This window comes from Escherichia sp. WS1451 (genome assembly GCF_046487365.1).
Lineage (GTDB): Bacteria > Pseudomonadota > Gammaproteobacteria > Enterobacterales > Enterobacteriaceae > Escherichia > Escherichia coli.
The window spans coordinates 1-23,480 of record NZ_JBJQJP010000004.1; the positions used below are offsets into that span (position 1 = coordinate 1).

A 23,480-nucleotide genomic window follows, 5' to 3' on the forward strand; every position below is an offset into this window, starting at 1 on the left:
TCAAAAAAGAATAAAACTCAGTCTTGGGGGACTCAGCCCGGTAGAATACCGGACTGAGTATCAAAAAGCCGGTTAACTGAAACTGTCCAGGTTTTGGGGTTCAGTTCAGCTAGCGTCGCATCAGGCATTGTGCTCCATTGGCGAATGTGTTTAATGGCGATGCCCATGTCCGCGGCCTTTTCCGCGATGATCGTCACGATCGCGCCAGCCTTCACGATAGCCACGCTCATAGGCTTTACGCTTATCCCAGCCACGGTGGTAGCCATTATCATGACGCCACCAGCGGTTCTTACGCCATTCATAATTGCGATGCCAGTAGTCACGGTCGCGCCAGTGACCACCGTCCCAGTAATTACCGTAATGATCGCGATCGCCAATTTGTAATTTGATTGATGGCAGTAGGGTGATTTCACCTGCGTTTGCCGCAAGCGGGGTAAATGCCATCAGGGCGGCCGCCAGAAACAGTGACCTGAACATTGTTATTCTCCTTCACGATCGAAGCCGTCAGCGGCCTGTTAACGCAATATTACGGGGAGGTAAAGCCCCGTATCATCGCCATAACTCTTAAATCATAAAGGAGAGCATTTTTTGCTAAACGTTATCGTGGGGTGGCTGTTGCTTCGGACGATTGACCATCATCATCGGCTTACCTGCTAATAACAGCCATGCCGGAAGCATGACGATACAGAGCAGCGGTAGCAATGTGGTATTGGGTACAACGACTGCCGCCATAAAAAGACTTAACCAGCCATCGCGTGTTACCACCAGCACGATGCCGAGAATAGCGCAGGAAACGGTTATTGCCGCTGGAACGGCGGGAACGTGCTCATGCAGCATCAACCCTAATGCCACCCCGACAAACACTGCCGGGAATATTCGCCCACCGCGAAAGCCGCTGGCGGCAGCAACCACGAGAGCGGCAAGTTTAATCACGGCCAGCAAAAAGTAATCGCTGGTGCTGAAAGCCTGATTTGCCACCATCTGCTGCATCTCATCCAGCCCTTTAAATAGCGAAACTGGTCCAGCAATAACCCCCAGAATACCGAGAATAAATCCGCCCACTCCCAGCATTAGCACCGGATTTTTAATCTGATGCATCATCGCGTGCAACCGTGGCAGACACCATACGGCAACCATCCCTGCTGCGATGGCAATCGCCGCCACAATTGCACCGCTGAGAATATCGGTCATCTCCATCTGCCCATAATGCGCAATGGGCAGTGAAAAATGAGGATGGAAAAACAATCCGGTGGTTAGCGCACCAGCCGCCGCCGCCATTAACGGCGCAAAGAGACGATCCCATAGCGGGACTTCACTACTGCCATTTAAGGTTTGCGAAAATATCAACGCCGCCGCAACAGGTGTGCCAAACAGCGCGCCGATAGTTCCAGCAGAGGCTAAAATAGTCCACTCCATCCGGTTGACGCGCGGTAACAGACGAGCACCTATCGCAACCGCAAGGGCGATATTGACGGTCATGATCGGATGTTCCGGCCCCAGGCTGACGCCGCCAGCAAGACCGAGAATTAATGCTACGATAAGTCCTGGTAGCGCAGAGGGCGGAACCGGTGCGCCGATCAGCGGTTCACAGGCGGGGTCTGGTCCAGCATGCCCCTGGCTGAAACGGATAACCAACCCCACCGCAATACCTGTTAGCGTTAATATGGCGATGATCCAGAAAGGTGAATCCTGGGCTATCCCCAGAGTTCCCGGCAGTCGTAGCCAGAGCAAATTCTGTAATACCGAGGCGATTTTCATCACCACAATCAGAATAAGACTGGACGCAATCCCAATTGCCACGGCGGGGAGCGATAATAACAACATGGTTCTGGCTCGCGGATGGAGCATGTTCTATTCCTTATGCGGGGTCAGATACTTAGTTTGCCCAGCTTGCAAAAAGGCATCGCTGCAATTGGTGCTGAAACGATAAAGTAATTGTGTGACCCAGATCGATATTTACAGGGAGCCTGCCTTTCCGGCGTTGTTGTTATGCCCCCAGGTATTTACAGTGTGAGAAAGAATTATTTTGACTTTAGCGGAGCAGTTGAAGAATGACAAAGTATGCATTAGTCGGTGATGTGGGCGGCACCAACGCACGTCTTGCTCTGTGTGATATTGCCAGTGGTGAAATCTCGCAGGCTAAGACCTATTCAGGGCTTGATTACCCCAGCCTCGAAGCGGTCATTCGCGTTTATCTTGAAGAACATAAGGTCGAGGTGAAAGACGGCTGTATTGCCATCGCTTGCCCAATTACCGGTGACTGGGTGGCAATGACCAACCATACCTGGGCGTTCTCAATTGCCGAAATGAAAAAGAATCTCGGTTTTAGCCATCTGGAAATTATTAACGATTTTACTGCTGTATCGATGGCGATCCCGATGCTGAAAAAAGAGCATCTGATTCAGTTTGGTGGCGCAGAACCGGTAGAAGGTAAGCCTATTGCGGTTTACGGTGCCGGAACAGGGCTTGGGGTTGCGCATCTGGTCCATGTCGATAAGCGTTGGGTAAGCTTGCCAGGAGAAGGCGGTCACGTTGATTTTGCGCCGAATAGTGAAGAAGAGGGCATTATCCTCGAAATATTGCGTGCGGAAATTGGTCATGTTTCGGCGGAACGCGTGCTTTCTGGCCCTGGACTGGTGAATTTGTATCGCGCAATTGTTAAAGCCGACAACCGCCTGCCAGAAAATCTCAAGCCAAAAGATATTACCGAACGCGCGCTGGCTGACAGCTGCACCGATTGCCGCCGCGCGTTGTCGCTGTTTTGCGTCATTATGGGCCGTTTTGGCGGCAATCTGGCGCTCAATCTCGGGACATTTGGCGGCGTGTTTATTGCGGGTGGTATCGTGCCGCGCTTCCTTGAGTTCTTCAAAGCCTCTGGTTTCCGCGCCGCATTTGAAGATAAAGGGCGCTTTAAGGAATATGTCCATGATATTCCGGTATATCTCATCGTCCATGACAATCCGGGTCTTCTCGGTTCCGGTGCACATTTACGCCAGACCTTAGGTCACATTCTCTAAATCCTTCCTGTTATATCGGGAGGTAACTCTCCCGATAATCTTTTAAATCATACAGTTAATTCAATTTTTCTTTGTGTCCCCTCACAAGGCCGACCTGCGTCACACTTCCGTACAGCGGGATTAATTCTCCAGTAAATGCATTATTTGTCTGGTAACGGCGATTTGTTTTGCACGTTCATAATTTCACTCGTTAACTATCACTGAACGAGGAATTAACGATGAGTAAGAAACTGATTGCCTTATGTGCCTGCCCAATGGGCCTGGCTCACACTTTTATGGCCGCTCAGGCGCTGGAAGAAGCGGCGGTAGAAGCCGGTTATGAAGTGAAAATTGAAACCCAGGGCGCGGACGGTATCCAGAATCGCCTGACGGCGCAGGATATCGCCGAAGCGACCATCATCATCCACTCCGTGGCAGTTACCCCGGAAGATAACGAACGTTTCGAATCACGCGACGTTTATGAAATCACTTTGCAGGACGCAATTAAAAACGCTGCGGGAATCATCAAAGAAATCGAAGAGATGATTGCCTCTGAACAACAGTAATATTCGACAGGGATAATTGTTATGGCCATTAAAAAACGCAGTGCAACCGTTGTGCCTGGCGCATCCGGTGCGGCAGCGGCAGTTAAGAATCCGCAGGCCTCTAAATCCAGCTTCTGGGGTGAACTCCCGCAGCATGTGATGTCAGGGATTTCACGCATGGTGCCGACCTTAATTATGGGCGGTGTGATCCTCGCTTTCAGCCAGCTGATTGCTTATAGCTGGCTTAAAATTCCTGCTGATATCGGCATCATGGATGCTCTTAATAGCGGGAAATTCTCCGGTTTCGACCTCTCCTTACTGAAGTTTGCCTGGCTGTCACAGTCCTTTGGTGGCGTGCTGTTTGGCTTTGCCATACCGATGTTTGCCGCTTTTGTGGCGAACTCCATCGGTGGCAAACTGGCGTTCCCGGCTGGTTTTATCGGCGGCTTGATGTCTACCCAGCCGACGCAACTGCTGAACTTCGATCCCAGCACTATGCAATGGGCGACCTCTTCGCCGGTGCCGTCCACCTTCATTGGTGCCCTGATTATTTCTATCGTTGCTGGTTACCTTGTGAAGTGGATGAACCAGAAAATCCAGTTACCGGATTTCCTGTTAGCGTTCAAAACCACATTTTTGCTACCGATTCTTTCCGCCATTTTTGTCATGCTGGCGATGTACTACGTCATCACCCCCTTTGGTGGCTGGATCAACGGCGGTATCCGTACCGTGCTGACTGCCGCAGGTGAGAAGGGCGCGCTGATGTACGCGATGGGGATCGCCGCGGCGACAGCAATCGACCTTGGTGGCCCGATCAACAAAGCAGCTGGTTTCGTTGCCTTCAGCTTTACCACTGACCACGTATTACCGGTTACCGCGCGTTCCATCGCTATTGTTATTCCGCCGATTGGTCTGGGTCTGGCGACCATTATCGACCGCCGTTTAACCGGCAAACGTCTGTTCAGTGCTCAGCTTTATCCGCAGGGTAAAACCGCCATGTTCCTGGCGTTTATGGGGATCAGTGAAGGTGCGATTCCGTTTGCACTGGAAAGTCCCATCACCGCCATTCCGTCCTATATGGTTGGCGCGATTGTCGGCTCAACCGCTGCAGTCTGGCTGGGCGCAGTGCAATGGTTCCCGGAGTCCGCTATCTGGGCATGGCCACTGGTCACTAACCTGGGCGTCTATATGGCGGGGATCGCGCTGGGAGCAGTCATTACTGCGCTGATGGTGGTGTTCCTGCGTCTGATGATGTTCCGTAAAGGCAAATTGTTAATCGATAGCCTGTAAGAAGGAAAATCCAGATGACATTACTCGCTTCGCTGCGTGACTGGCTTAAGGCGCAACAACTGGATGCGGTGCTTCTCTCCTCACGGCAGAACAAACAGCCGCATCTGGGGATCTCCACCGGATCAGGCTATGTGCTGATTAGCCGTGAAAGTGCGCACATTCTGGTGGACTCGCGCTATTACGCGGATGTAGAAGCCCGCACGCAAGGTTACCAGCTGCATTTGCTTGACGCGACGCACACGCTTGCAACCATCGCCAGGCAAATCATTGCCGATGAGCAGTTGCAAACGCTCGGTTTTGAAGGCCAGCAGGTGAGTTGGGAAACCGCGCACCGCTGGCAGTCTGAACTCAATGCGAAACTGGTAAGCGCCACGCCGGATGTGCTGCGGCAAATCAAAACGCCAGAGGAGGTGGAGAAAATCCGCCTCGCCTGTGGGATTGCCGATCGCGGTGCAGAGCATATTCGCCGCTTTATTCAGGCGGGAATGAGCGAGCGCGAGATAGCCGCTGAACTGGAGTGGTTTATGCGCCAGCAGGGCGCAGAAAAAGCCTCTTTCGATACCATTGTCGCCAGTGGCTGGCGTGGGGCGCTGCCGCACGGTAAAGCCAGCGACAAGATTGTTGCAGCGGGCGAGTTTGTCACTCTTGATTTTGGTGCGCTGTATCAGGGCTACTGCTCTGATATGACGCGCACCTTGCTGGTGAATGGCGAAGGGGTGAGCGCCGAATCTCACCCGCTGTTTAACGTCTATCAGATTGTTTTGCAGGCACAGCTGGCGGCAATCTCCGCGATTCGCCCCGGCGTGCGCTGCCAGCAGGTTGACGACGCCGCGCGCCGGGTGATTACCGAGGCTGGATTTGGCGACTATTTCGGTCATAACACCGGTCATGCTATCGGCACTGAAGTCCATGAAGATCCGCGTTTTTCACCGCGGGACACCACGACGCTACAGCCAGGCATGTTACTGACCGTGGAGCCGGGGATTTATTTGCCAGGGCAAGGGGGCGTGCGCATCGAAGATGTTGTGCTGGTCACCCCGCAAGGCGCAGAAGTGCTCTACGCCATGCCGAAAACAGTGTTGCTCACGGGAGAGGCATAATGGATTTATCGTTATTAAAAGCGTTGAGCGAGGCAGATGCGATCGCCTCCTCGGAACAGGAAGTGCGGCAGATCCTGCTGGAAGAAGCGGATCGCCTGCAAAAAGAAGTGCGATTTGATGGCCTGGGATCGGTGCTGATCCGCCTCAATGAATCGACAGGTCCGAAGGTGATGATCTGTGCGCATATGGACGAAGTAGGATTTATGGTGCGCAGCATCTCCCGCGAAGGGGCGATCGATGTGTTGCCGGTTGGCAATGTACGCATGGCTGCCCGACAGCTTCAGCCGGTGCGCATCACCACCCGTGAAGAGTGCAAAATACCTGGCCTGCTTGACGGCGACCGGCAGGGAAATGACGTCAGCACCATGCGCGTGGACATTGGTGCGCGCTCGTATGACGAAGTGATGCAGGCGGGAATTCGTCCAGGCGATCGCGTCACCTTTGATACAACTTTTCAGGTTCTCCCGCACCAGCGGGTGATGGGGAAAGCCTTTGATGATCGCCTCGGTTGCTATCTGCTGGTGACGTTACTACGTGAGCTGCACGACGCCGAACTGCCTGCGGAAGTGTGGCTGGTGGCAAGTTCCAGCGAAGAGGTGGGATTACGCGGCGGGCAAACTGCCACCCGCGCGGTGTCGCCGGACGTCGCCATTGTGCTTGATACCGCCTGCTGGGCGAAAAACTTTGATTATGGCGCGGCTAACCATCGTCAGATTGGTAACGGGCCGATGCTGGTGTTAAGCGACAAGTCGCTGATTGCGCCGCCAAAACTTACCGCGTGGATTGAAACCGTGGCGGCAGAAATTGGCGTGCCGTTACAGGCAGATATGTTCAGTAACGGCGGCACGGACGGTGGAGCGGTGCATTTAACCGGCACTGGCGTACCCACAGTGGTGATGGGGCCTGCCACCCGCCACGGACATTGCGCGGCATCGATTGCCGATTGCCGCGACATTTTGCAGATGCAGCAACTTTTATCTGCCCTTATTCAACGTCTTACGCGTGAGACGGTTGTTCAACTGACGGATTTCAGATGATCTCCTGATTAACCCGGAGCGGTTATGCTAACGATTCAATTTCTCTGTCCTCTGCCTAACGGTCTGCATGCTCGTCCGGCGTGGGAACTTAAAGAACAGTGCAGCCAGTGGCAAAGCGAAATCACCTTCATCAACCATCGCCAGAACGCAAAGGCAGATGCGAAAAGCTCGCTGGCGCTGATTGGCACCGGCACCCTATTTAATGACAGTTGCAGCCTGAACATTAGCGGCAGCGATGAAGAGCAGGCGCGGCGCGTGCTGGAAGAGTACATCCAGGTGCGCTTTATCGACAGCGACAGCGTCCAGCCAACGCAGGCAGAACTGACGGCGCATCCGCTGCCGCGTTCATTAAGCCGTCTGAATCCTGATTTACTGTACGGCAATGTGCTGGCAAGCGGCGTCGGCGTGGGTACGCTGACCCTGTTACAGAGCGACAGCCTCGATAGTTATCGGGCAATCCCCGCCAGTGCGCAAGATTCCACCCTGCTGGAGCACAGCCTGGCAACGCTTGCCGAGCAACTGAACCAGCAGCTGCGTGAGCGTGACGGCGAAAGCAAAACTATCCTCAGCGCCCATTTGTCGCTGATTCAGGATGATGAATTTGCAGGCAATATCCGTCACCTGATGGCAGAACAGCATCAGGGACTGGGGGCGGCGATCATCAGCAATATGGAGCAGGTTTGCGCCAAACTATCTGCTTCTACCAGCGATTATCTGCGCGAGCGGGTCAGCGACATTCGCGATATCAGCGAACAGTTGCTGCATATCACCTGGCCGGAACTAAAACCGCGCAATAATCTGGTGCTTGAAAAACCGACCATTCTGGTGGCTGAAGATTTAACCCCAAGCCAGTTTTTGAGCCTCGATTTAAAAAATCTTGCGGGCATGATTCTGGAGAAAACCGGGCGCACCTCGCATACCCTGATCCTGGCCCGCGCTTCGGCGATCCCGGTACTGAGCGGCCTGCCGCTGGATGCGATTGCCCGTTATGCCGGGCAACCGGCAGTGCTTGACGCCCAGTGCGGCGTGCTGGCGATTAACCCGAATGACGCGGTGAGCGGTTATTATCAGGTCGCGCAGACGCTGGCGGATAAACGCCAAAAACAACAGGCGCAGGCTGCCGCGCAGCTGGCCTATTCCCGTGATAACAAGCGTATTGATATTACGGCGAATATTGGCACCGCTCTGGAAGCCCCAGGCGCGTTTGCCAACGGCGCGGAAGGTGTCGGGCTGTTCCGTACCGAAATGCTCTATATGGATCGCGACAGCGCGCCGGACGAGCAGGAGCAATTTGAAGCCTACCAGCAGGTGCTACTGGCGGCGGGCGACAAGCCGATTATCTTCCGCACGATGGACATCGGCGGCGATAAAAGCATTCCTTATCTGAATATTCCCCAGGAAGAGAACCCGTTCCTCGGCTATCGCGCGGTACGTATTTACCCGGAATTTGCTGGCCTGTTTCGCACTCAACTGCGGGCCATTTTGCGCGCCGCCAGTTTCGGCAACGCCCAGTTGATGATCCCGATGGTTCACAGCCTCGATCAGATCTTATGGGTGAAGGGCGAGATCCAAAAAGCGATCGTTGAGCTTAAGCGCGATGGCCTGCGTCATGCAGAGACGATTACGCTGGGTATCATGGTGGAAGTGCCGTCGGTGTGCTACATCATCGATCACTTCTGCGATGAGGTCGATTTCTTCAGTATCGGCTCCAACGATATGACCCAGTATCTGTATGCGGTCGATCGTAATAACCCGCGCGTATCGCCGCTGTATAACCCGATTACGCCATCGTTCCTGCGCATGTTGCAGCAGATTGTTACCACTGCGCATCAGCGGGGTAAATGGGTAGGTATTTGCGGTGAACTGGGCGGTGAAAGCCGTTATCTTCCGCTACTGCTTGGGCTGGGCCTGGACGAGCTGAGTATGAGTAGCCCGCGCATTCCGGCGGTGAAAAGCCAGCTTCGTCAACTGGATAGCGAGGCGTGTCGGGAACTGGCGCGTCAGGCATGTGAATGCCGCAGCGCGCAGGAGATTGAAGCGTTACTCACCGCGTTTACGCCGGAAGAAGACGTTCGCCCGCTGCTGGCGCTGGAGAATATCTTCGTTGATCAGGCCTTTAGCAATAAAGAGCAGGCGATCCAGTTCCTGTGCGGTAACCTCGGCGTTAACGGGCGTACTGAACATCCGTTTGAGCTGGAAGAAGATGTCTGGCAGCGGGAAGAGATTGTTACCACCGGCGTTGGTTTTGGCGTAGCGATCCCGCACACCAAATCTCAGTGGATCCGTCATTCCAGTATCAGCATTGCCCGGCTGGTGAAACCGGTTGACTGGCAGTCAGAAATGGGCGAAGTCGAACTGGTGATCATGCTGACGTTAGGTGCTAACGAAGGGATGAGCCATGTGAAAGTCTTCTCGCAGCTGGCGCGCAAACTGGTGAATAAAAACTTCCGCCAGTCGCTGTTCGCCGCGCAAGATGCGCAAAGCATCCTGACGCTGCTGGAAACGGAATTAACCTTCTGACGTTAGCCCTGAAAACGGGCGCTGTACTCTCCCGGCGTCAGGCCAAACTGACGCCGGAAAATGCGACAAAAATAGTCGCTGTCCGGAAAACCGCAACGCTGTGCCACTTCATGAATCGACAGATGATATTTCTGCAAAATCATCCTTGCCTTTGCCATTCGTACCCAGCGAACATACTCGATAAAACGCATTGTTCCATGCTGAGCAAACAGTTTTGACAGATGATTGGGCGTGATATTAAAAAACTGAGCCACGCTCTCGCGGGTGAGCTGCTGGGCATAATTATCCTGAACCCAGTTACAAATGCTGTGATAGAGAAAATCGCCGCGCGGCTGCGAATTGCCCGGTGGCATATTCACCACGTTGCGGCAAAGATGCAGCAAACTTAACACCAGTGGCTGAATGATATTCTGCTCCAGCGGCGAACGGCTAAGATGGGTGAGGGCGGTAAGCATCGCTTCACCTTCGCCGCGTTGCAGGCTGGGAAGCTGGATCTGGCGGGCAGGATGCAACAACGACGTGGTGCGGCTATCGTAAAACGATAACCCAAGCCAGGTCGGTGCGAACACCAGGCTTAACAGCATCACCGGTTTGTTGTTGACCGGTAAATTAGCCGCGCGTGCCGGAATAAACAGCATTTCTCCTTCCACCATACGTTGCTGCTTTGCTTCCAGCAGATTGCCGTATTCGCCGCGTAGCACGATATCCAGACGGGGAAAATCAATACATAAACTGCCCACTGGCAATGAGGCAGGCTGGCTGGCAAACCAGACGCGCCCCAGTAGTTGCGGGTTAAGCACCAGGCCGCTGAACAGATCGGCGAAAAATTGTTGATCGGCGGGCAAGCCTGGTGCTTTCATGAAAGTTCCCGATTAAAGATGCATTAACTGGCGGAATTCTTTAACTTTGCTGCGGCTGACCGGCACTTCAAAATCCAGATCTTTCAGCCGCAGAATATAGGTGTTATTAAACCACGGTTCGATCTCGCGGATTTTGTTCAGATTGACACAAAATGAGCGATGGCAGCGGAAAAAATGCGACGGCGGCAACTTGCTGCAAAACTCGGTAATGTTCATCGGCATTACGTAGGATTCACGCCGCGTATAGACAAAGGTCATTTTCTCGTGCGCTTCGGCGTAATAGATATCGTTAATGGGCGTGACGATGATTCGCTCATCTTTCACCAGATTAATGGTGTCATTCTCACGCGTTACCGTCGCGGCAGGCGTACTGCTGGTCTGCTGTTGTTGCCAGGCCGCTTCCAGTTTTTGCAGCATCCCGGTAATGCGTGACTCCTGATACGGTTTGAGAATGTAGTCAAACGCTTCCAGTTCAAACGCTTCTACCGCATGTTCTTTCCACGCGGTGATGAACACAATAAACGGTTTATGGGCGAACTGGCTGATGTTTTGTGCCAGCAACACACCATCCAGCGACGGAATATTGATATCCAGAAAAATGGCGTCGACGCGGTTATGCTGCAAAAACTTCAACACGTCCAGACCGTCGTCAAAGGTGCCGACAATCTCCATCTGGCTGTGCTCTTTAATTAGCCAGCTCAGTTCCTGTTGTGCCAGGAATTCGTCTTCAACAATGATGACTTTCACAATATCACTCCGGCTCAAAGCAATAACGTAGCCTGTGAGGCGACTGGGGTGCGTTGGTTAGGAATGTAAAACGCAATTTCCGTTCCTGGTTCGAGGCGGCGGATATGCAGCCCCTCGCCATACAATAACTTCACGCGATGATGGACATTCAGCAGGCCAATTTTATTGCCCGGCATTTCGTTCGCTTCGACCCGCTCAATCACCTTTGGATCGATGCCGTGCCCGGTATCTCGCACCGCAATACGTACCCGATTACCGCACTCTGCAACGCTGATGGTGACAACGCCTTTACCTTTGCAAGGCTGGATACCGTGGACAATGGCGTTTTCCACCAACGGCTGGATCAGCAGGCTGGGAATGTAGCAATTCACCTCTTCATCAATATCATAGATAACCGTCAGCTTGTCGCCAAAGCGGGCCTGCTCAATGGCAATATAGTCTTTAATTTGATACAGCTCTTTTTTGATATCGATTTGCTCATCGTCTTTTAATTCAATGTTATAGCGCAGATAACGCGACAGATTAAAGATCAGCTGGCGAGCTGTATCCGGATTCAGACGGATTGACGATGAAATAGCGTTCAAAGCGTTAAACAGGAAATGGGGATTAATTTTGCTTTGCAGGGCGCGAAGCTCTGCCTTATTTGCCATTTCACGTAGCTGCTCGGCGCGTGAAACCTCCAGTTGGGTGGAGATGATTTGCGACAGACCGACCGCCATTTCCTGTAATGACGAGGTGATCTGATGCGCGTGGCAGTAGTAAATTTTCAGCGTTCCGGTCACAACGCCTTTCTCCCACAATGGGATCACCAGCATGGAATGAATCTCTGGTGTGCGGTGGGCTTCATCATTGTTTTTAATGATGATTTTTCCATAATTCATCGCCTGACGGGTAGTCGGGCTAATGAAGTCATCGCCATTCTGATAGTTATGTTCACCCACGCCAACGTAGGCCAGCACATGATCGGTATTAGTAATCGCCACCGCATCGGCGTGAATGTCATCGCGGATAATTTCGCAGACTTTGCGTAATGACTCGCTATTGACATGGCGAAACAGCGGCAGCGTTTTGTTGGCGATATCCAGCGCCAGCTTGGCCTGCCGCGCGGCGCTGGCCTCTTTTTCGCCCTCAACGCTTTGCACCAGCAGCACAATAAAGCCGATACAGACGCTACCGAGGATCATTGGAATCCCGATTTTAGAGACGATATCGATCCCCAACGCGGTAGTTGGTGCCCAGACAATCACCAGAATCATGGTCAACGTTTCACATAACATGCCGCCGAGAATACCGACGCGCCAGCGCTGTGCTTTGGGGATTTTCAGGTTGATCCAGCCCGATATACAACCCGCCAGAATGCTGGTGATAAAGCAGGGGATCGCCGTCACGCCGCCGATATCAATTAAATACCGGTGAATACCCGCAATCACGCCGGTAATAATGCCTACCCACGGGCCAAACAGAATCCCGCCTGACATCACCGCGATAATACGTACGTTCACCAGTGAGCCTTCTACGGGAACGCCGGACCAGGTGCTGAACAGGGCGAACAGCGAGAAAATGGCGGTAACAGCGAGCAACTCTTTTGGGGAGTGTGCCGACTTGTGCAACAGTTCGCGAAACAGGCGGATACGGATGAGAAAGAACAGGCAGATAAGCATTAACGCTGCCCGATCGAAGACCGCCAGCAGCATGTTGAATATTTCGTGCACGGGTGACTCTGAATAAGGATTAAACCTCTATGATAGGTAACCTGAAGGCTGATGACCAGCAGGCCGTTTTTGAGGAAAAACCACAATTTTAAAAGGGGATTGAAAGATAAATGGTGTATTAGCAATGCATCTCTTGATAATGCACATCTGGTTGGTAAATTTATTGAAATTATAATGTTAATAAAATGAGTGGTAATTTTCTTGTTAGCGTAGATAAATTTCCTGTTTTTGAAGTGGAGTTCCTCATTTAAAACCATTGATAAAAATGTTCTAAAACGCTGGACAGACAGAAATTAATCAGGCTATTTTCAAAACAGCCACCATCGTGGCAGCGTCGCTCGGACGGTCCGGGCGCTAACGTTAATCTGAGGAAATTATGGCTGACACTCGCCCTGAACGTCGCTTTACGCGTATTGATCGTCTCCCGCCCTACGTTTTTAATATTACCGCTGAACTGAAAATGGCTGCGCGTCGGCGCGGCGAAGATATTATCGATTTCAGTATGGGTAACCCGGACGGTGCGACTCCGCCGCATATCGTCGAAAAATTATGTACGGTGGCCCAGCGCCCGGACACGCATGGTTACTCCACGTCGCGCGGCATTCCGCGGTTACGTCGCGCCATTTCCCGCTGGTATCAGGATCGCTACGGCGTTGAGATCGACCCGGAATCAGAAGCTATCGTCACCATTGGTTCGAAAGAGGGACTGGCGCATCTGATGCTGGCGACGCTGGATCATGGTGACACTGTACTGGTGCCTAATCCAAGCTACCCGATTCATATTTACGGCGCGGTGATTGCCGGGGCGCAGGTACGCTCAGTGCCGCTGGTGGAAGGTGTCGATTTCTTCAACGAACTGGAACGCGCCATTCGCGAAAGTTATCCGAAACCGAAGATGATGATCCTCGGCTTCCCGTCGAACCCAACCGCGCAATGCGTGGAGCTGGAGTTCTTCGAAAAAGTAGTGGCGCTGGCGAAACGCTACGATGTGCTGGTGGTCCATGACCTGGCCTATGCGGACATCGTCTACGATGGCTGGAAAGCGCCGTCAATCATGCAGGTGCCAGGTGCACGCGATGTGGCAGTCGAGTTCTTTACGCTGTCGAAAAGCTACAACATGGCGGGCTGGCGTATCGGCTTTATGGTCGGTAACAAAACGCTGGTCAGCGCGTTGGCACGTATTAAAAGCTATCACGATTACGGCACCTTTACGCCGTTGCAGGTGGCAGCGATTGCGGCGCTGGAGGGCGATCAACAGTGCGTGCGCGACATTGCCGAACAGTACAAACGCCGCCGTGATGTACTGGTAAAAGGGCTGCATGAAGCGGGCTGGATGGTCGAAATGCCGAAGGCTTCGATGTATGTCTGGGCGAAAATCCCGGAACCGTATGCGGCCATGGGTTCACTGGAATTTGCCAAGAAAATGCTTAACGAAGCGAAGGTCTGTGTCTCTCCAGGGATTGGCTTTGGCGACTACGGCGACACCCATGTTCGCTTTGCACTGATTGAAAACCGCGATCGTATTCGCCAGGCGATTCGTGGAATTAAAGCGATGTTCCGTGCCGACGGTTTACTACCCGCCAGCAGCAAACATATTCACGAAAACGCGGAATAAACACCATCGCCAGAAATGCAAACAGGAGCCAGATGGCTCCTGTTTTTCATTGCACAGTTTGCTTTTAGATCATCAGGGCAAAAGTACCGGCCCAAACGATGACCATAAAAGAAATGCCCATAAAGAAATATTTCACTTTACATCTCTCCGCGTAATTACTGTTACGCCTGAATGACTTCATTACACCTGATACAGTGAGTTGACACCGGGCAAAACGACCTTAAAAGTCCTGTATTTTACCGTGGGCATCACCCCAGAATTCTGAGCTAAACTGCTCCAGACGGCGCTAATGTACGCCTAAAACTGAAACGAGACAAGAGGCATTTTCTTATTTACTTTTAGTAACTTACAGGTGTCTCATATCGGCGACAGTTTAATTTCTGACGGTAATAATTAGAGATTCAGCGAAGGAAAAAACCTTAAGAAAAAAGCCATAAAAACCATGAGGTTATTATGGCTGATTTGAGGAGGGAAAGAGTAAGAGCAGTTTGTTAAATGTATAGCGACGATTCTCCCACCGGGCGCGTTTTAAAGCGACGGTGGATCCATAGGTACTGCTCCGGTGCGCGCATGATCTCTTTTTCGATAATCTTGTTCATATAGGCAGCGGCTTGATTTTCATCTGCCGGGTAGCCTTCCATCTCTGGGGTGATGTACAAACGATATCCGCTGTAATCCGCTTTTCTTACCATCGTTACGGTTAACATGGCTGCGCCAGAGAGACGTGAAAGGACATACGTACCATTGGTTGTGGCAACATTTTCCACCGCAAAGAACGGCGCGAAGGAGCTGCCTTTACGACCATAATCCTGATCGGGAGCAAACCATACCGCTTCACCTTTCTTCAGTGCACCGACAATGCCGCGCAGATTATTTCTGCCGATCATCGCTTTGTTAGAGCGCATGCGCCCACGGGTCTGCACCCATTCCATCAGCTGATTATTATGTGGACGATAGGTAGCCATCATTGGTTGGCACAGTCCCATCACGCGGCCGCCCAGTTCCAGCGACATAAAATGGACGCCGACAACCATTACGCCGCGATTTTGCATTTGTGCGCGTTTAAGGTTATCCAACCCTTCAACATCAAACCATTTACGTACGCGACTGTCGGGCCAGAACCACGCCATGCCGGTTTCTACCAGCGCCATGCCGAGTGAACGAAAGTTTTCGGCAATCATCTTCTCACGTTCTTCCGCAGAATGCTGCGGGAAGCAAAGTTCCAGGTTTTTACGGGCGATAGATTCACGACGTTTCAGGAATGGTCGCGCCATTGTGCCGATACGCGTGCCGAGAAAGCAGAGAACAGGATAAGGAAGCTGTACCCAAAGCCAGAGTACACCAAGCCCAAACCACGTGAGCCAGTAGCGAGGATGCAGAAACTCGCGTGAAAATTTGCATTTTGGAAACATAGTTACCTTCTGTAGATACGAATTGTTGTATCGCAGAAGATTCCATGTCGACAGCGGTACACTCAATTGATTAGGCCATCATGTACGACAATGGTTCCTGTAAAGAGTGTAAAGACTAGTCAGGACATAACCACGAGGAGCATGAATGCGGTGGCTCTACTTTATCACTGGCTGACTGCTTTCAGCTACTGATTATTAATCGTGCAAAGTAAAAAGTTTTCCGCACGCAATAGCGTTGCATTTAACGTGCTGTTTTCATTGATGCTTAGCAAAAATTGCCAGAGGTTAAGGATTGTCTTACTATTAAAGTGACTGAAGTTACAGGTTTTTTAGCGCGGCAGGAGGTTGAGCTATGATTTATTTATGGATGTTTCTCGCCCTGTGTATTGTCTGCGTAAGCGGATACATCGGTCAGGTCCTGAACGTGGTCTCGGCGGTCTCTTCTTTCTTCGGCATGGTGATCCTCGCTGCACTCATTTACTACTTCACCATGTGGTTAACTGGCGGTAATGAACTAGTGACGGGGATATTTATGTTTCTTGCCCCGGCTTGTGGCTTGATGATTCGCTTTATGGTGGGGTATGGCAGGCGCTAGTGGGTCAGGATGGTTCATTTGGGCAGGTGTTCACATCAGCATCAGGCATGATTGTTCACCTGCCATGTGACAGACGCTATCGCACAGGATGGATAAGATAATTCGCCTTTGTCGGAAAAGGGGGCGGAATTTCATCTGTGAGGTTTAATGGTGGCGCATCTTCTCTCATTTTTAACAAAATCGCCTGTGATGGCTGAAATTTTGTAGAATGAGTTGTCGTCATCATTGACGTTTTTTCTGTCTCTTTATAGCTCGCCTCACTACCACCACCAGAAATAGAAAATGCAAAAACATTGCATGCCATAATAGAGACCAATAAAAATAAGCTAAAAAGCATTAAGTTTACTTTCATAGAAAGTTATCCTGAAAATGGTTCACTGAAAACCTACGACGTTATTGCTGTATTTACATATAATTAATCAGTATTTACATCGATATAATAAATGACATCTCTTTTTGGTATATAAGAATAGTTCTCTGTGACAGGAAGCATATTCCTACAACTGTAAGACTAAATGCCGCTTTGCGATAATAACTACAGTTGTAAGATAACCCTTTCAAAATGTCCGTTGCTCTCTGATTTCTCATTTCATGCTCACCCAATATGATGGCGGCGTTTTCTAAAACTGTTAAAGAATGAGGTAAGTATGAAACGTTTAATTATGGCTACGATGGTCACAGCAGTTCTGGCATCTTCAACTGTATGGGCTGCTGATAATGCACCGGTAGCGGCACAACAGCAAACTCAGCAAGTTCAGCAAACGGCAGCAGCAGAGCGTATCTCTGAACAAGGTTTATATGCGATGCGTGACGTGCAGGTAGCGCGCCTGGCTCTGTTTCATGGCGATCCGGAAAAGGCAAAAGAACTGACCAATGAAGCTTCCGCTTTGCTGTCTGATGATAGTACCGAATGGGCAAAGTTCGCAAAGCCAGGTAAAAAGACCAATGTCAATGATGACCAATATATTGTCATTAATGCATCTGTCGGAATTTCTGAGAGTTATGTAGCGACACCCGAAAAAGAAGCCGCGATAAAAATTGCCAACGAAAAAATGGCGAAAGGGGATAAAAAGGGCGCAATGGAAGAGCTTCGCCTGGCTGGTGTTGGTGTAATGGAAAACCAATATCTGATGCCGCTTAAACAGACTCGTAATGCACTTGCTGATGCGCAGAAACTGCTTGATAAAAAGCAATACTACGAGGCAAACCTGGCGCTTAAAGGTGCGGAAGATGGAATCATCGTCGATAGCGAAGCACTGTTTGTGAATTAATGCTGACAGGCCGTATATTGAGGTAAAGGATTTAACTCCCTCCAGCCGACAATTTTTTATGACCACAATACGACAGGTTGTGGTCATAAAATTATTTGGCGCTCGCAGTTCTATAAACTCGAATTTTATCTTCCTCAAAGTAAACCGCAATAATCCCGTGTCATCACAAATCATTTATTATGTTATGTTTTATGGTACGCTTTAAAAAGCATAATCATACCCTTACTTGTAGATCACCGACGCTTCTTACAGTTGTAAGAATAACATCACAAATGCCGCGACTCTCTCTGATTACCACGAACCAATATTTATCATATTCTTCTTTTCGTCCTCACTACTTACCATGCAGAAAGGAATTGGAAGTAGCGATGAAATGATTTTCAGTACTTGATACAGGAATTTAAAAATATCGAGTGCAGCTACGACGATATTTTGCGGATTATTTATAGAGGGCATTATGCCTTAAATAAACGCTAAATTAACACATATTTAATTAACTAATAGGTATTGCTATGTCAACTCCACTTCAAGGAATTAAAGTTCTCGATTTCACCGGTGTGCAATCTGGCCCATCTTGTACTCAAATGCTGGCCTGGTTTGGCGCTGACGTCATTAAAATTGAACGTCCCGGCGTTGGTGACGTAACGCGCCACCAGCTGCGAGATATTCCTGATATCGATGCGCTTTACTTCACCATGCTTAACAGTAACAAACGTTCTATTGAATTAAATACCAAAACAGCGGAAGGCAAAGAGGTAATGGAAAAGCTGATCCGCGAAGCTGATATCTTAGTCGAGAACTTTCATCCAGGGGCCATTGATCATATGGGCTTCACCTGGGAGCATATTCAAGAAATCAATCCACGTCTGATTTTTGGTTCGATCAAAGGGTTTGATGAGTGTTCGCCTTATGTGAATGTAAAAGCCTATGAAAACGTTGCTCAGGCAGCGGGTGGCGCGGCATCTACTACGGGTTTTTGGGACGGCCCGCCGCTGGTAAGCGCTGCAGCGTTGGGTGACAGCAACACCGGAATGCATTTGCTGATCGGTTTACTTGCTGCTTTGCTGCATCGCGAAAAAACGGGGCGTGGGCAACGAGTCACCATGTCAATGCAGGATGCCGTGTTGAACCTTTGCCGCGTGAAATTACGCGACCAGCAGCGTCTCGATAAATTGGGTTATCTGGAAGAATACCCGCAGTATCCGAATGGCACATTTGGTGATGCAGTTCCCCGCGGTGGTAATGCGGGTGGTGGCGGTCAGCCTGGCTGGATCCTGAAATGTAAAGGCTGGGAAACCGATCCTAATGCCTATATTTATTTCACTATTCAGGAGCAAAACTGGGAAAACACCTGTAAAGCCATCGGCAAACCAGAATGGATTACCGATCCGGCATACAGTACAGCCCATGCCCGACAGCCACATATTTTCGATATTTTTGCTGAAATCGAAAAATACACTGTCACTATTGATAAACATGAAGCTGTGGCCTATTTGACTCAGTTTGATATTCCTTGTGCACCGGTTTTAAGTATGAAAGAAATTTCACTTGATCCCTCTTTGCGCCAAAGTGGCAGTGTTGTCGAAGTGGAACAACCGTTGCGTGGAAAATATCTGACAGTTGGTTGTCCAATGAAATTCTCTGCCTTTACGCCGGATATTAAAGCTGCGCCGCTATTAGGTGAACATACCGCTGCTGTATTGCAGGAGCTGGGTTATAGCGACGATGAAATTGCTGCAATGAAGCAAAACCACGCCATCTGATATTAACGGGGGCTTCTGGCTCCCAATTTATAAAAATTTCGAGGTTATTAATCATGTCAGATCAACTTCAAATGACAGATGGTATGCATATCATCGTTGAAGCATTAAAACAGAATAATATTGACACTATTTATGGTGTTGTAGGTATTCCTGTGACGGATATGGCACGCCATGCCCAGGCGGAAGGCATTCGTTATATTGGTTTTCGTCATGAGCAGTCGGCAGGCTATGCCGCTGCGGCAAGCGGTTTTCTTACCCAAAAACCAGGGATCTGCCTGACAGTGTCTGCGCCAGGATTCCTCAATGGTTTGACCGCATTGGCCAACGCAACGGTAAATGGTTTTCCGATGATCATGATTAGCGGCTCCAGCGACCGCGCGATCGTCGATCTCCAGCAAGGTGATTATGAAGAGCTGGACCAAATGAATGCGGCAAAACCGTATGCCAAAGCAGCATTTCGCGTTAATCAGCCGCAGGATCTTGGCATTGCATTGGCACGTGCTATCCGGGTCTCAGTATCGGGTCGTCCTGGCGGTGTTTATCTTGATTTGCCAGCAAATGTCCTGGCCGCGACGATGGAAAAAGACGAAGCGTTAACCACGATTGTTAAAGTTGAAAATCCGTCGCCAGCATTATTGCCATGCCCGAAGTCAGTCACTAGCGCAATTTCGCTTTTAGCAAAAGCTGAACGACCATTAATTATCCTTGGCAAAGGCGCGGCGTATTCACAATCTGATGAACAGCTTCGTGAATTTATTGAAAGTGCCCAGATTCCATTCCTGCCAATGTCTATGGCGAAAGGGATCCTCGAAGATACGCATCCACTTTCTGCGGCAGCTGCGCGTTCGTTTGCCCTGGCAAATGCTGACGTTGTCATGCTTGTTGGCGCACGACTGAATTGGTTACTGGCACACGGTAAAAAAGGATGGGCGGCAGATACACAGTTTATTCAACTGGATATTGAACCGCAGGAAATTGACAGCAACCGCCCCATTGCTGTGCCAGTCGTTGGCGATATTGCATCCAGTATGCAAGGTATGCTGGCAGAACTGAAACAAAACACATTTACGACTCCACTGGTATGGCGCGATATTTTAAATATCCACAAGCAGCAAAATGCACAAAAAATGCATGAAAAATTAAGTACAGATACTCAACCATTAAATTACTTTAATGCATTAAGTGCTGTGCGCGATGTATTGCGCGAGAACCAGGATATTTATTTAGTTAATGAAGGTGCAAATACCCTGGATAATGCACGAAATATTATTGATATGTATAAACCACGTCGTCGTCTGGATTGTGGCACCTGGGGTGTCATGGGTATCGGTATGGGCTATGCCATCGGTGCTAGCGTGACCTCTGGTTCTCCGGTTGTCGCCATTGAAGGTGATAGTGCTTTTGGTTTCAGTGGGATGGAGATTGAAACGATTTGTCGATATAACCTGCCGGTGACGATCGTTATTTTTAATAATGGCGGCATCTACAGAGGAGACGGTGTTGATCTCAGTGGCGCTGGTGCACCATCACCAACAGATCTGTTGCACCATGCAAGGTATGACAAATTAATGGATGCGTTTCGTGGCGTTGGCTATAACGTCACCACGACAGATGAACTTCGTCATGCTTTAACCACCGGTATTCAGTCGCGCAAACCGACCATTATTAATGTGGTCATCGACCCTGCAGCAGGAACTGAAAGTGGCCATATTACCAAACTTAACCCAAAACAAGTCGCTGGTAATTAAATACTGACATCGTCTCCTCTTGCCAACTCATTATCGATGGTGAGGGGACCCTTATCGGAAATACTATTATGCTAACATTTTTTATTGGCGATTTATTGCCTATTATCGTAATCATGCTGTTGGGTTATTTTAGCGGCAGACGAGAAACTTTTTCAGAAGATCAAGCCCGGGCATTTAATAAACTGGTATTAAACTACGCTCTTCCTGCGGCCCTATTTGTTTCTATTACCCGGGCAAACAGGGAAATGATTTTTGCGGACACTCGCCTGACCCTTGTATCACTTGTGGTTATTGTCGGATGTTTCTTTTTCTCCTGGTTTGGTTGCTACAAATTTTTTAAACGTACCCATGCAGAAGCAGCAGTATGTGCATTAATTGCAGGCTCACCTACCATCGGATTCCTGGGGTTTGCAGTTCTCGATCCTATTTATGGTGATTCCGTATCAACAGGTTTAGTGGTAGCAATTATTTCTATTATTGTTAACGCAATTACTATTCCTATTGGTCTGTATTTGCTGAATCCTTCCTCAGGAGCGGATGGTAAGAAGAATAGTAATCTGAGCGCATTAATTTCTGCGGCAAAGGAGCCAGTAGTATGGGCACCTGTTCTGGCAACGATCCTGGTGTTGGTTGGGGTAAAAATTCCGGCAGCATGGGACCCAACCTTTAATCTGATTGCGAAGGCTAACTCAGGGGTAGCGGTGTTCGCTGCGGGGTTGACTCTGGCTGCACATAAATTCGAGTTCAGTGCCGAAATTGCTTATAACACCTTCCTGAAGCTGATTCTGATGCCACTGGCGCTGCTTCTCGTGGGTATGGCATGTCATTTGAACAGCGAACATTTGCAGATGATGGTACTGGCAGGCGCATTACCGCCGGCATTCTCCGGAATCATTATTGCCAGTCGGTTTAATGTCTACACCCGCACTGGTACAGCGTCATTGGCTGTGAGCGTACTGGGTTTTGTCGTCACGGCTCCCTTGTGGATTTATGTCAGTCGACTGGTTTCATAATTAATCATGTTATTGATTTTACATAAATGCCGAAGTGCCTTTTCACCTTCGGCTTTTTTCAAGGCATAAGCAAATGACAAATAATGAAAGCAAAGGGCCGTTTGAAGGCTTATTAGTTATCGATATGACACATGTCCTTAATGGACCTTTCGGAACTCAACTTCTTTGTAATATGGGCGCAAGGGTAATTAAAGTTGAGCCGCCGGGCCATGGTGATGATACCCGCACATTTGGTCCCTATGTGGATGGACAGTCACTCTATTACAGTTTTATTAATCATGGCAAAGAGAGTGTGGTTCTTGATTTAAAGAATGATCACGATAAAAGTATATTTATAAATATGCTTAAACAAGCTGATGTATTAGCTGAGAATTTTCGCCCAGGTACAATGGAAAAACTGGGGTTTTCATGGGAAAGGTTACAAGAAATCAACCCGCGCCTTATATATGCTTCATCGTCAGGTTTCGGACATACCGGTCCGCTAAAAGATGCTCCTGCCTACGATACCATCATTCAGGCAATGAGCGGGATAATGATGGAAACAGGATACCCTGATGCTCCGCCAGTGCGCGTTGGTACCTCTCTTGCGGATCTATGTGGTGGTGTTTATTTATTCAGCGGAATAGTGAGTGCACTTTATGGCCGCGAAAAGAGCCAGAGAGGTGCGCATGTCGATATAGCGATGTTTGATGCCACGCTGAGTTTTCTGGAGCATGGACTGATGGCATATATCGCGACTGGGAAGTCACCACAACGCCTGGGAAATCGCCATCCCTACATGGCACCTTTTGATGTTTTTGATACTCAGGATAAGCCGATTACAATTTGTTGTGGTAATGACAAGCTTTTTTCTGCGTTATGCCAGGCACTGGAGCTTACAGAACTGGTTAATGATCCCCGATTTAGCAGCAATATTTTACGCGTACAAAACCAGGCTATTCTTAAACAATATATTGAGCGAACGTTAAAAACGCAGGCAGCTGAAGTTTGGTTAGCCAGAATACATGAAGTTGGTGTACCCGTCGCGCCGTTATTAAGTGTGGCTGAGGCCATTAATTTGCCACAAACTCAGGCGAGAAATATGTTGATTGAAGCCGGAGGAATAATGATGCCAGGTAATCCGATAAAAATCAGCGGCTGCGCGGACCCGCATGTTATGCCGGGAGCGGCAACGCTCGACCAGCATGGGGAACAAATTCGCCAGGAGTTCTCATCATAAATGTAAGATGTGCTGGTAAATAGCTCCCACATTTGAA

General features: G+C 49.8%; 21 protein-coding genes. 13 read left to right on the forward strand and 8 right to left on the reverse strand.

Annotated features, from left to right (window positions below; all coding sequences use genetic code 11):
• Nucleotides 1-150: 150 nt before the first annotated feature.
• Nucleotides 151-477: a DUF2502 domain-containing protein YpeC gene (gene ypeC / locus ACJHX7_RS07120; protein ID WP_000490072.1), complete on the reverse strand. Its 327-nt coding sequence runs from the start codon at nt 475-477 to the stop codon at nt 151-153.
• 114 nt (nt 478-591) lie between these two features.
• Nucleotides 592-1,848, reverse strand: a complete 1,257-nt coding sequence (locus ACJHX7_RS07125) for an ion channel protein (protein WP_000903114.1) — start codon at nt 1,846-1,848, stop codon at nt 592-594.
• Between the two features lie 203 nt (nt 1,849-2,051).
• On the opposite strand from ACJHX7_RS07125, the gene glk reads away from it, so the two are divergent.
• The 6 genes from glk (at nt 2,052) to ptsP (ending at nt 9,488) form a co-directional block, all read left to right on the forward strand.
• Nucleotides 2,052-3,017, forward strand: a complete 966-nt coding sequence (glk, locus tag ACJHX7_RS07130) for a glucokinase (RefSeq protein WP_000170355.1) — start codon at nt 2,052-2,054, stop codon at nt 3,015-3,017.
• A gap of 218 nt (nt 3,018-3,235) precedes the next feature.
• Nucleotides 3,236-3,562, forward strand: a complete 327-nt coding sequence (locus tag ACJHX7_RS07135) for a PTS fructose transporter subunit IIB (RefSeq protein WP_000038456.1) — start codon at nt 3,236-3,238, stop codon at nt 3,560-3,562.
• Nucleotides 3,563-3,583: 21 nt separating this feature from the next.
• Entirely contained in the window at nt 3,584-4,831 is a 1,248-nt protein-coding gene (locus ACJHX7_RS07140) for a PTS fructose transporter subunit IIC (protein ID WP_000985322.1), read from the forward strand.
• A 14-nt stretch (nt 4,832-4,845) separates the two neighbouring features.
• A complete protein-coding gene (ypdF, locus tag ACJHX7_RS07145) occupies nt 4,846-5,931 on the forward strand; it encodes an aminopeptidase (RefSeq protein WP_094029662.1) in 1,086 nt (361 codons plus the stop codon).
• Nucleotides 5,931-6,968 carry an aminopeptidase gene (ypdE, locus tag ACJHX7_RS07150; RefSeq protein ID WP_000366049.1) on the forward strand — a complete coding sequence of 346 codons (1,038 nt, stop codon included), beginning with the start codon at nt 5,931-5,933 and terminating at the stop codon, nt 6,966-6,968. Before ypdF ends, ypdE begins: the two co-directional genes overlap by 1 nt.
• A 24-nt stretch (nt 6,969-6,992) precedes the next feature.
• The gene (gene ptsP / locus ACJHX7_RS07155; protein WP_094029663.1) at nt 6,993-9,488 is read left to right on the forward strand and encodes a phosphoenolpyruvate--protein phosphotransferase; all 2,496 of its coding nucleotides are present in this window, start codon (nt 6,993-6,995) and stop codon (nt 9,486-9,488) included.
• Nucleotides 9,489-9,490: 2 nt separating this feature from the next.
• Here the strand turns inward: ptsP and ACJHX7_RS07160 are convergent, their stop codons facing one another.
• The 3 genes from ACJHX7_RS07160 to ypdA are packed head-to-tail and all read right to left on the reverse strand — an operon-like array spanning nt 9,491 to nt 12,807.
• A complete protein-coding gene (locus ACJHX7_RS07160) occupies nt 9,491-10,348 on the reverse strand; it encodes an AraC family transcriptional regulator (RefSeq protein ID WP_000646860.1) in 858 nt (285 codons plus the stop codon).
• A 12-nt stretch (nt 10,349-10,360) separates the two neighbouring features.
• Nucleotides 10,361-11,095, reverse strand: coding sequence for a two-component system response regulator YpdB (ypdB, locus tag ACJHX7_RS07165; RefSeq protein WP_001295458.1), 735 nt, complete (start codon nt 11,093-11,095; stop codon nt 10,361-10,363).
• 14 nt (nt 11,096-11,109) lie between these two features.
• On the reverse strand, nt 11,110-12,807 hold the full coding sequence (gene ypdA, locus ACJHX7_RS07170; protein WP_000544367.1) for a two-component system sensor histidine kinase YpdA: 1,698 nt from the start codon (nt 12,805-12,807) through the stop codon (nt 11,110-11,112).
• 376 nt (nt 12,808-13,183) lie between these two features.
• On the opposite strand from ypdA, the gene alaC reads away from it, so the two are divergent.
• Nucleotides 13,184-14,422, forward strand: a complete 1,239-nt coding sequence (alaC, locus tag ACJHX7_RS07175) for an alanine transaminase (protein ID WP_094029664.1) — start codon at nt 13,184-13,186, stop codon at nt 14,420-14,422.
• Nucleotides 14,423-14,486: 64 nt separating this feature from the next.
• Here the strand turns inward: alaC and ypdK are convergent, their stop codons facing one another.
• Both ypdK and lpxP read right to left on the reverse strand, forming a co-directional pair.
• Nucleotides 14,487-14,558: a membrane protein YpdK gene (ypdK, locus tag ACJHX7_RS07180; protein ID WP_010723117.1), complete on the reverse strand. Its 72-nt coding sequence runs from the start codon at nt 14,556-14,558 to the stop codon at nt 14,487-14,489.
• A gap of 355 nt (nt 14,559-14,913) precedes the next feature.
• The gene (gene lpxP / locus ACJHX7_RS07185) at nt 14,914-15,834 is read right to left on the reverse strand and encodes a kdo(2)-lipid IV(A) palmitoleoyltransferase (RefSeq protein ID WP_000484016.1); all 921 of its coding nucleotides are present in this window, start codon (nt 15,832-15,834) and stop codon (nt 14,914-14,916) included.
• Between the two features lie 352 nt (nt 15,835-16,186).
• Between lpxP and ACJHX7_RS07190 the strand changes: the two genes are divergently transcribed.
• Entirely contained in the window at nt 16,187-16,429 is a 243-nt protein-coding gene (locus ACJHX7_RS07190) for a YfdY family protein (protein ID WP_000639883.1), read from the forward strand.
• A gap of 76 nt (nt 16,430-16,505) precedes the next feature.
• Here the strand turns inward: ACJHX7_RS07190 and ypdI are convergent, their stop codons facing one another.
• Nucleotides 16,506-16,781: a colanic acid biosynthesis lipoprotein YpdI gene (gene ypdI / locus ACJHX7_RS07195; RefSeq protein ID WP_000867661.1), complete on the reverse strand. Its 276-nt coding sequence runs from the start codon at nt 16,779-16,781 to the stop codon at nt 16,506-16,508.
• Between the two features lie 295 nt (nt 16,782-17,076).
• Between ypdI and ACJHX7_RS07200 the strand changes: the two genes are divergently transcribed.
• The 5 genes from ACJHX7_RS07200 to yfdE all read left to right on the forward strand — a co-directional run bounded on the left by ACJHX7_RS07200 (nt 17,077) and on the right by yfdE (nt 23,443).
• The gene (locus tag ACJHX7_RS07200) at nt 17,077-17,700 is read left to right on the forward strand and encodes a YfdX family protein (RefSeq protein ID WP_000825615.1); all 624 of its coding nucleotides are present in this window, start codon (nt 17,077-17,079) and stop codon (nt 17,698-17,700) included.
• A gap of 512 nt (nt 17,701-18,212) precedes the next feature.
• The gene (gene frc / locus ACJHX7_RS07205) at nt 18,213-19,463 is read left to right on the forward strand and encodes a formyl-CoA transferase (RefSeq protein ID WP_000106759.1); all 1,251 of its coding nucleotides are present in this window, start codon (nt 18,213-18,215) and stop codon (nt 19,461-19,463) included.
• 53 nt (nt 19,464-19,516) lie between these two features.
• Nucleotides 19,517-21,211, forward strand: coding sequence for an oxalyl-CoA decarboxylase (oxc, locus tag ACJHX7_RS07210; protein ID WP_001283510.1), 1,695 nt, complete (start codon nt 19,517-19,519; stop codon nt 21,209-21,211).
• Nucleotides 21,212-21,279: 68 nt separating this feature from the next.
• A complete protein-coding gene (gene yfdV / locus ACJHX7_RS07215) occupies nt 21,280-22,224 on the forward strand; it encodes a transporter YfdV (protein ID WP_000955028.1) in 945 nt (314 codons plus the stop codon).
• Between the two features lie 73 nt (nt 22,225-22,297).
• Nucleotides 22,298-23,443: a CoA:oxalate CoA-transferase gene (gene yfdE, locus ACJHX7_RS07220; RefSeq protein WP_000183691.1), complete on the forward strand. Its 1,146-nt coding sequence runs from the start codon at nt 22,298-22,300 to the stop codon at nt 23,441-23,443.
• Nucleotides 23,444-23,480: the final 37 nt, after the last annotated feature.

Excerpts from the sequence above, each read along its gene's own strand:
- ypeC (WP_000490072.1), bottom strand. The coding sequence starts at position 477 with ATGTTCAGGTCACTGTTTCTGGCGGCCGCCCTGATGGCATTTACCCCG.
- ACJHX7_RS07125 (WP_000903114.1), bottom strand. The coding sequence starts at position 1,848 with ATGCTCCATCCGCGAGCCAGAACCATGTTGTTATTATCGCTCCCCGCC.
- glk (WP_000170355.1), top strand. The coding sequence starts at position 2,052 with ATGACAAAGTATGCATTAGTCGGTGATGTGGGCGGCACCAACGCACGT.
- ACJHX7_RS07135 (WP_000038456.1), top strand. The coding sequence starts at position 3,236 with ATGAGTAAGAAACTGATTGCCTTATGTGCCTGCCCAATGGGCCTGGCT.
- ACJHX7_RS07140 (WP_000985322.1), top strand. The coding sequence starts at position 3,584 with ATGGCCATTAAAAAACGCAGTGCAACCGTTGTGCCTGGCGCATCCGGT.
- ypdF (WP_094029662.1), top strand. The coding sequence starts at position 4,846 with ATGACATTACTCGCTTCGCTGCGTGACTGGCTTAAGGCGCAACAACTG.
- ypdE (WP_000366049.1), top strand. The coding sequence starts at position 5,931 with ATGGATTTATCGTTATTAAAAGCGTTGAGCGAGGCAGATGCGATCGCC.
- ptsP (WP_094029663.1), top strand. The coding sequence starts at position 6,993 with ATGCTAACGATTCAATTTCTCTGTCCTCTGCCTAACGGTCTGCATGCT.
- ACJHX7_RS07160 (WP_000646860.1), bottom strand. The coding sequence starts at position 10,348 with ATGAAAGCACCAGGCTTGCCCGCCGATCAACAATTTTTCGCCGATCTG.
- alaC (WP_094029664.1), top strand. The coding sequence starts at position 13,184 with ATGGCTGACACTCGCCCTGAACGTCGCTTTACGCGTATTGATCGTCTC.
- lpxP (WP_000484016.1), bottom strand. The coding sequence starts at position 15,834 with ATGTTTCCAAAATGCAAATTTTCACGCGAGTTTCTGCATCCTCGCTAC.
- ACJHX7_RS07190 (WP_000639883.1), top strand. The coding sequence starts at position 16,187 with ATGATTTATTTATGGATGTTTCTCGCCCTGTGTATTGTCTGCGTAAGC.
- ypdI (WP_000867661.1), bottom strand. The coding sequence starts at position 16,781 with ATGAAAGTAAACTTAATGCTTTTTAGCTTATTTTTATTGGTCTCTATT.
- ACJHX7_RS07200 (WP_000825615.1), top strand. The coding sequence starts at position 17,077 with ATGAAACGTTTAATTATGGCTACGATGGTCACAGCAGTTCTGGCATCT.
- frc (WP_000106759.1), top strand. The coding sequence starts at position 18,213 with ATGTCAACTCCACTTCAAGGAATTAAAGTTCTCGATTTCACCGGTGTG.
- oxc (WP_001283510.1), top strand. The coding sequence starts at position 19,517 with ATGTCAGATCAACTTCAAATGACAGATGGTATGCATATCATCGTTGAA.
- yfdV (WP_000955028.1), top strand. The coding sequence starts at position 21,280 with ATGCTAACATTTTTTATTGGCGATTTATTGCCTATTATCGTAATCATG.
- yfdE (WP_000183691.1), top strand. The coding sequence starts at position 22,298 with ATGACAAATAATGAAAGCAAAGGGCCGTTTGAAGGCTTATTAGTTATC.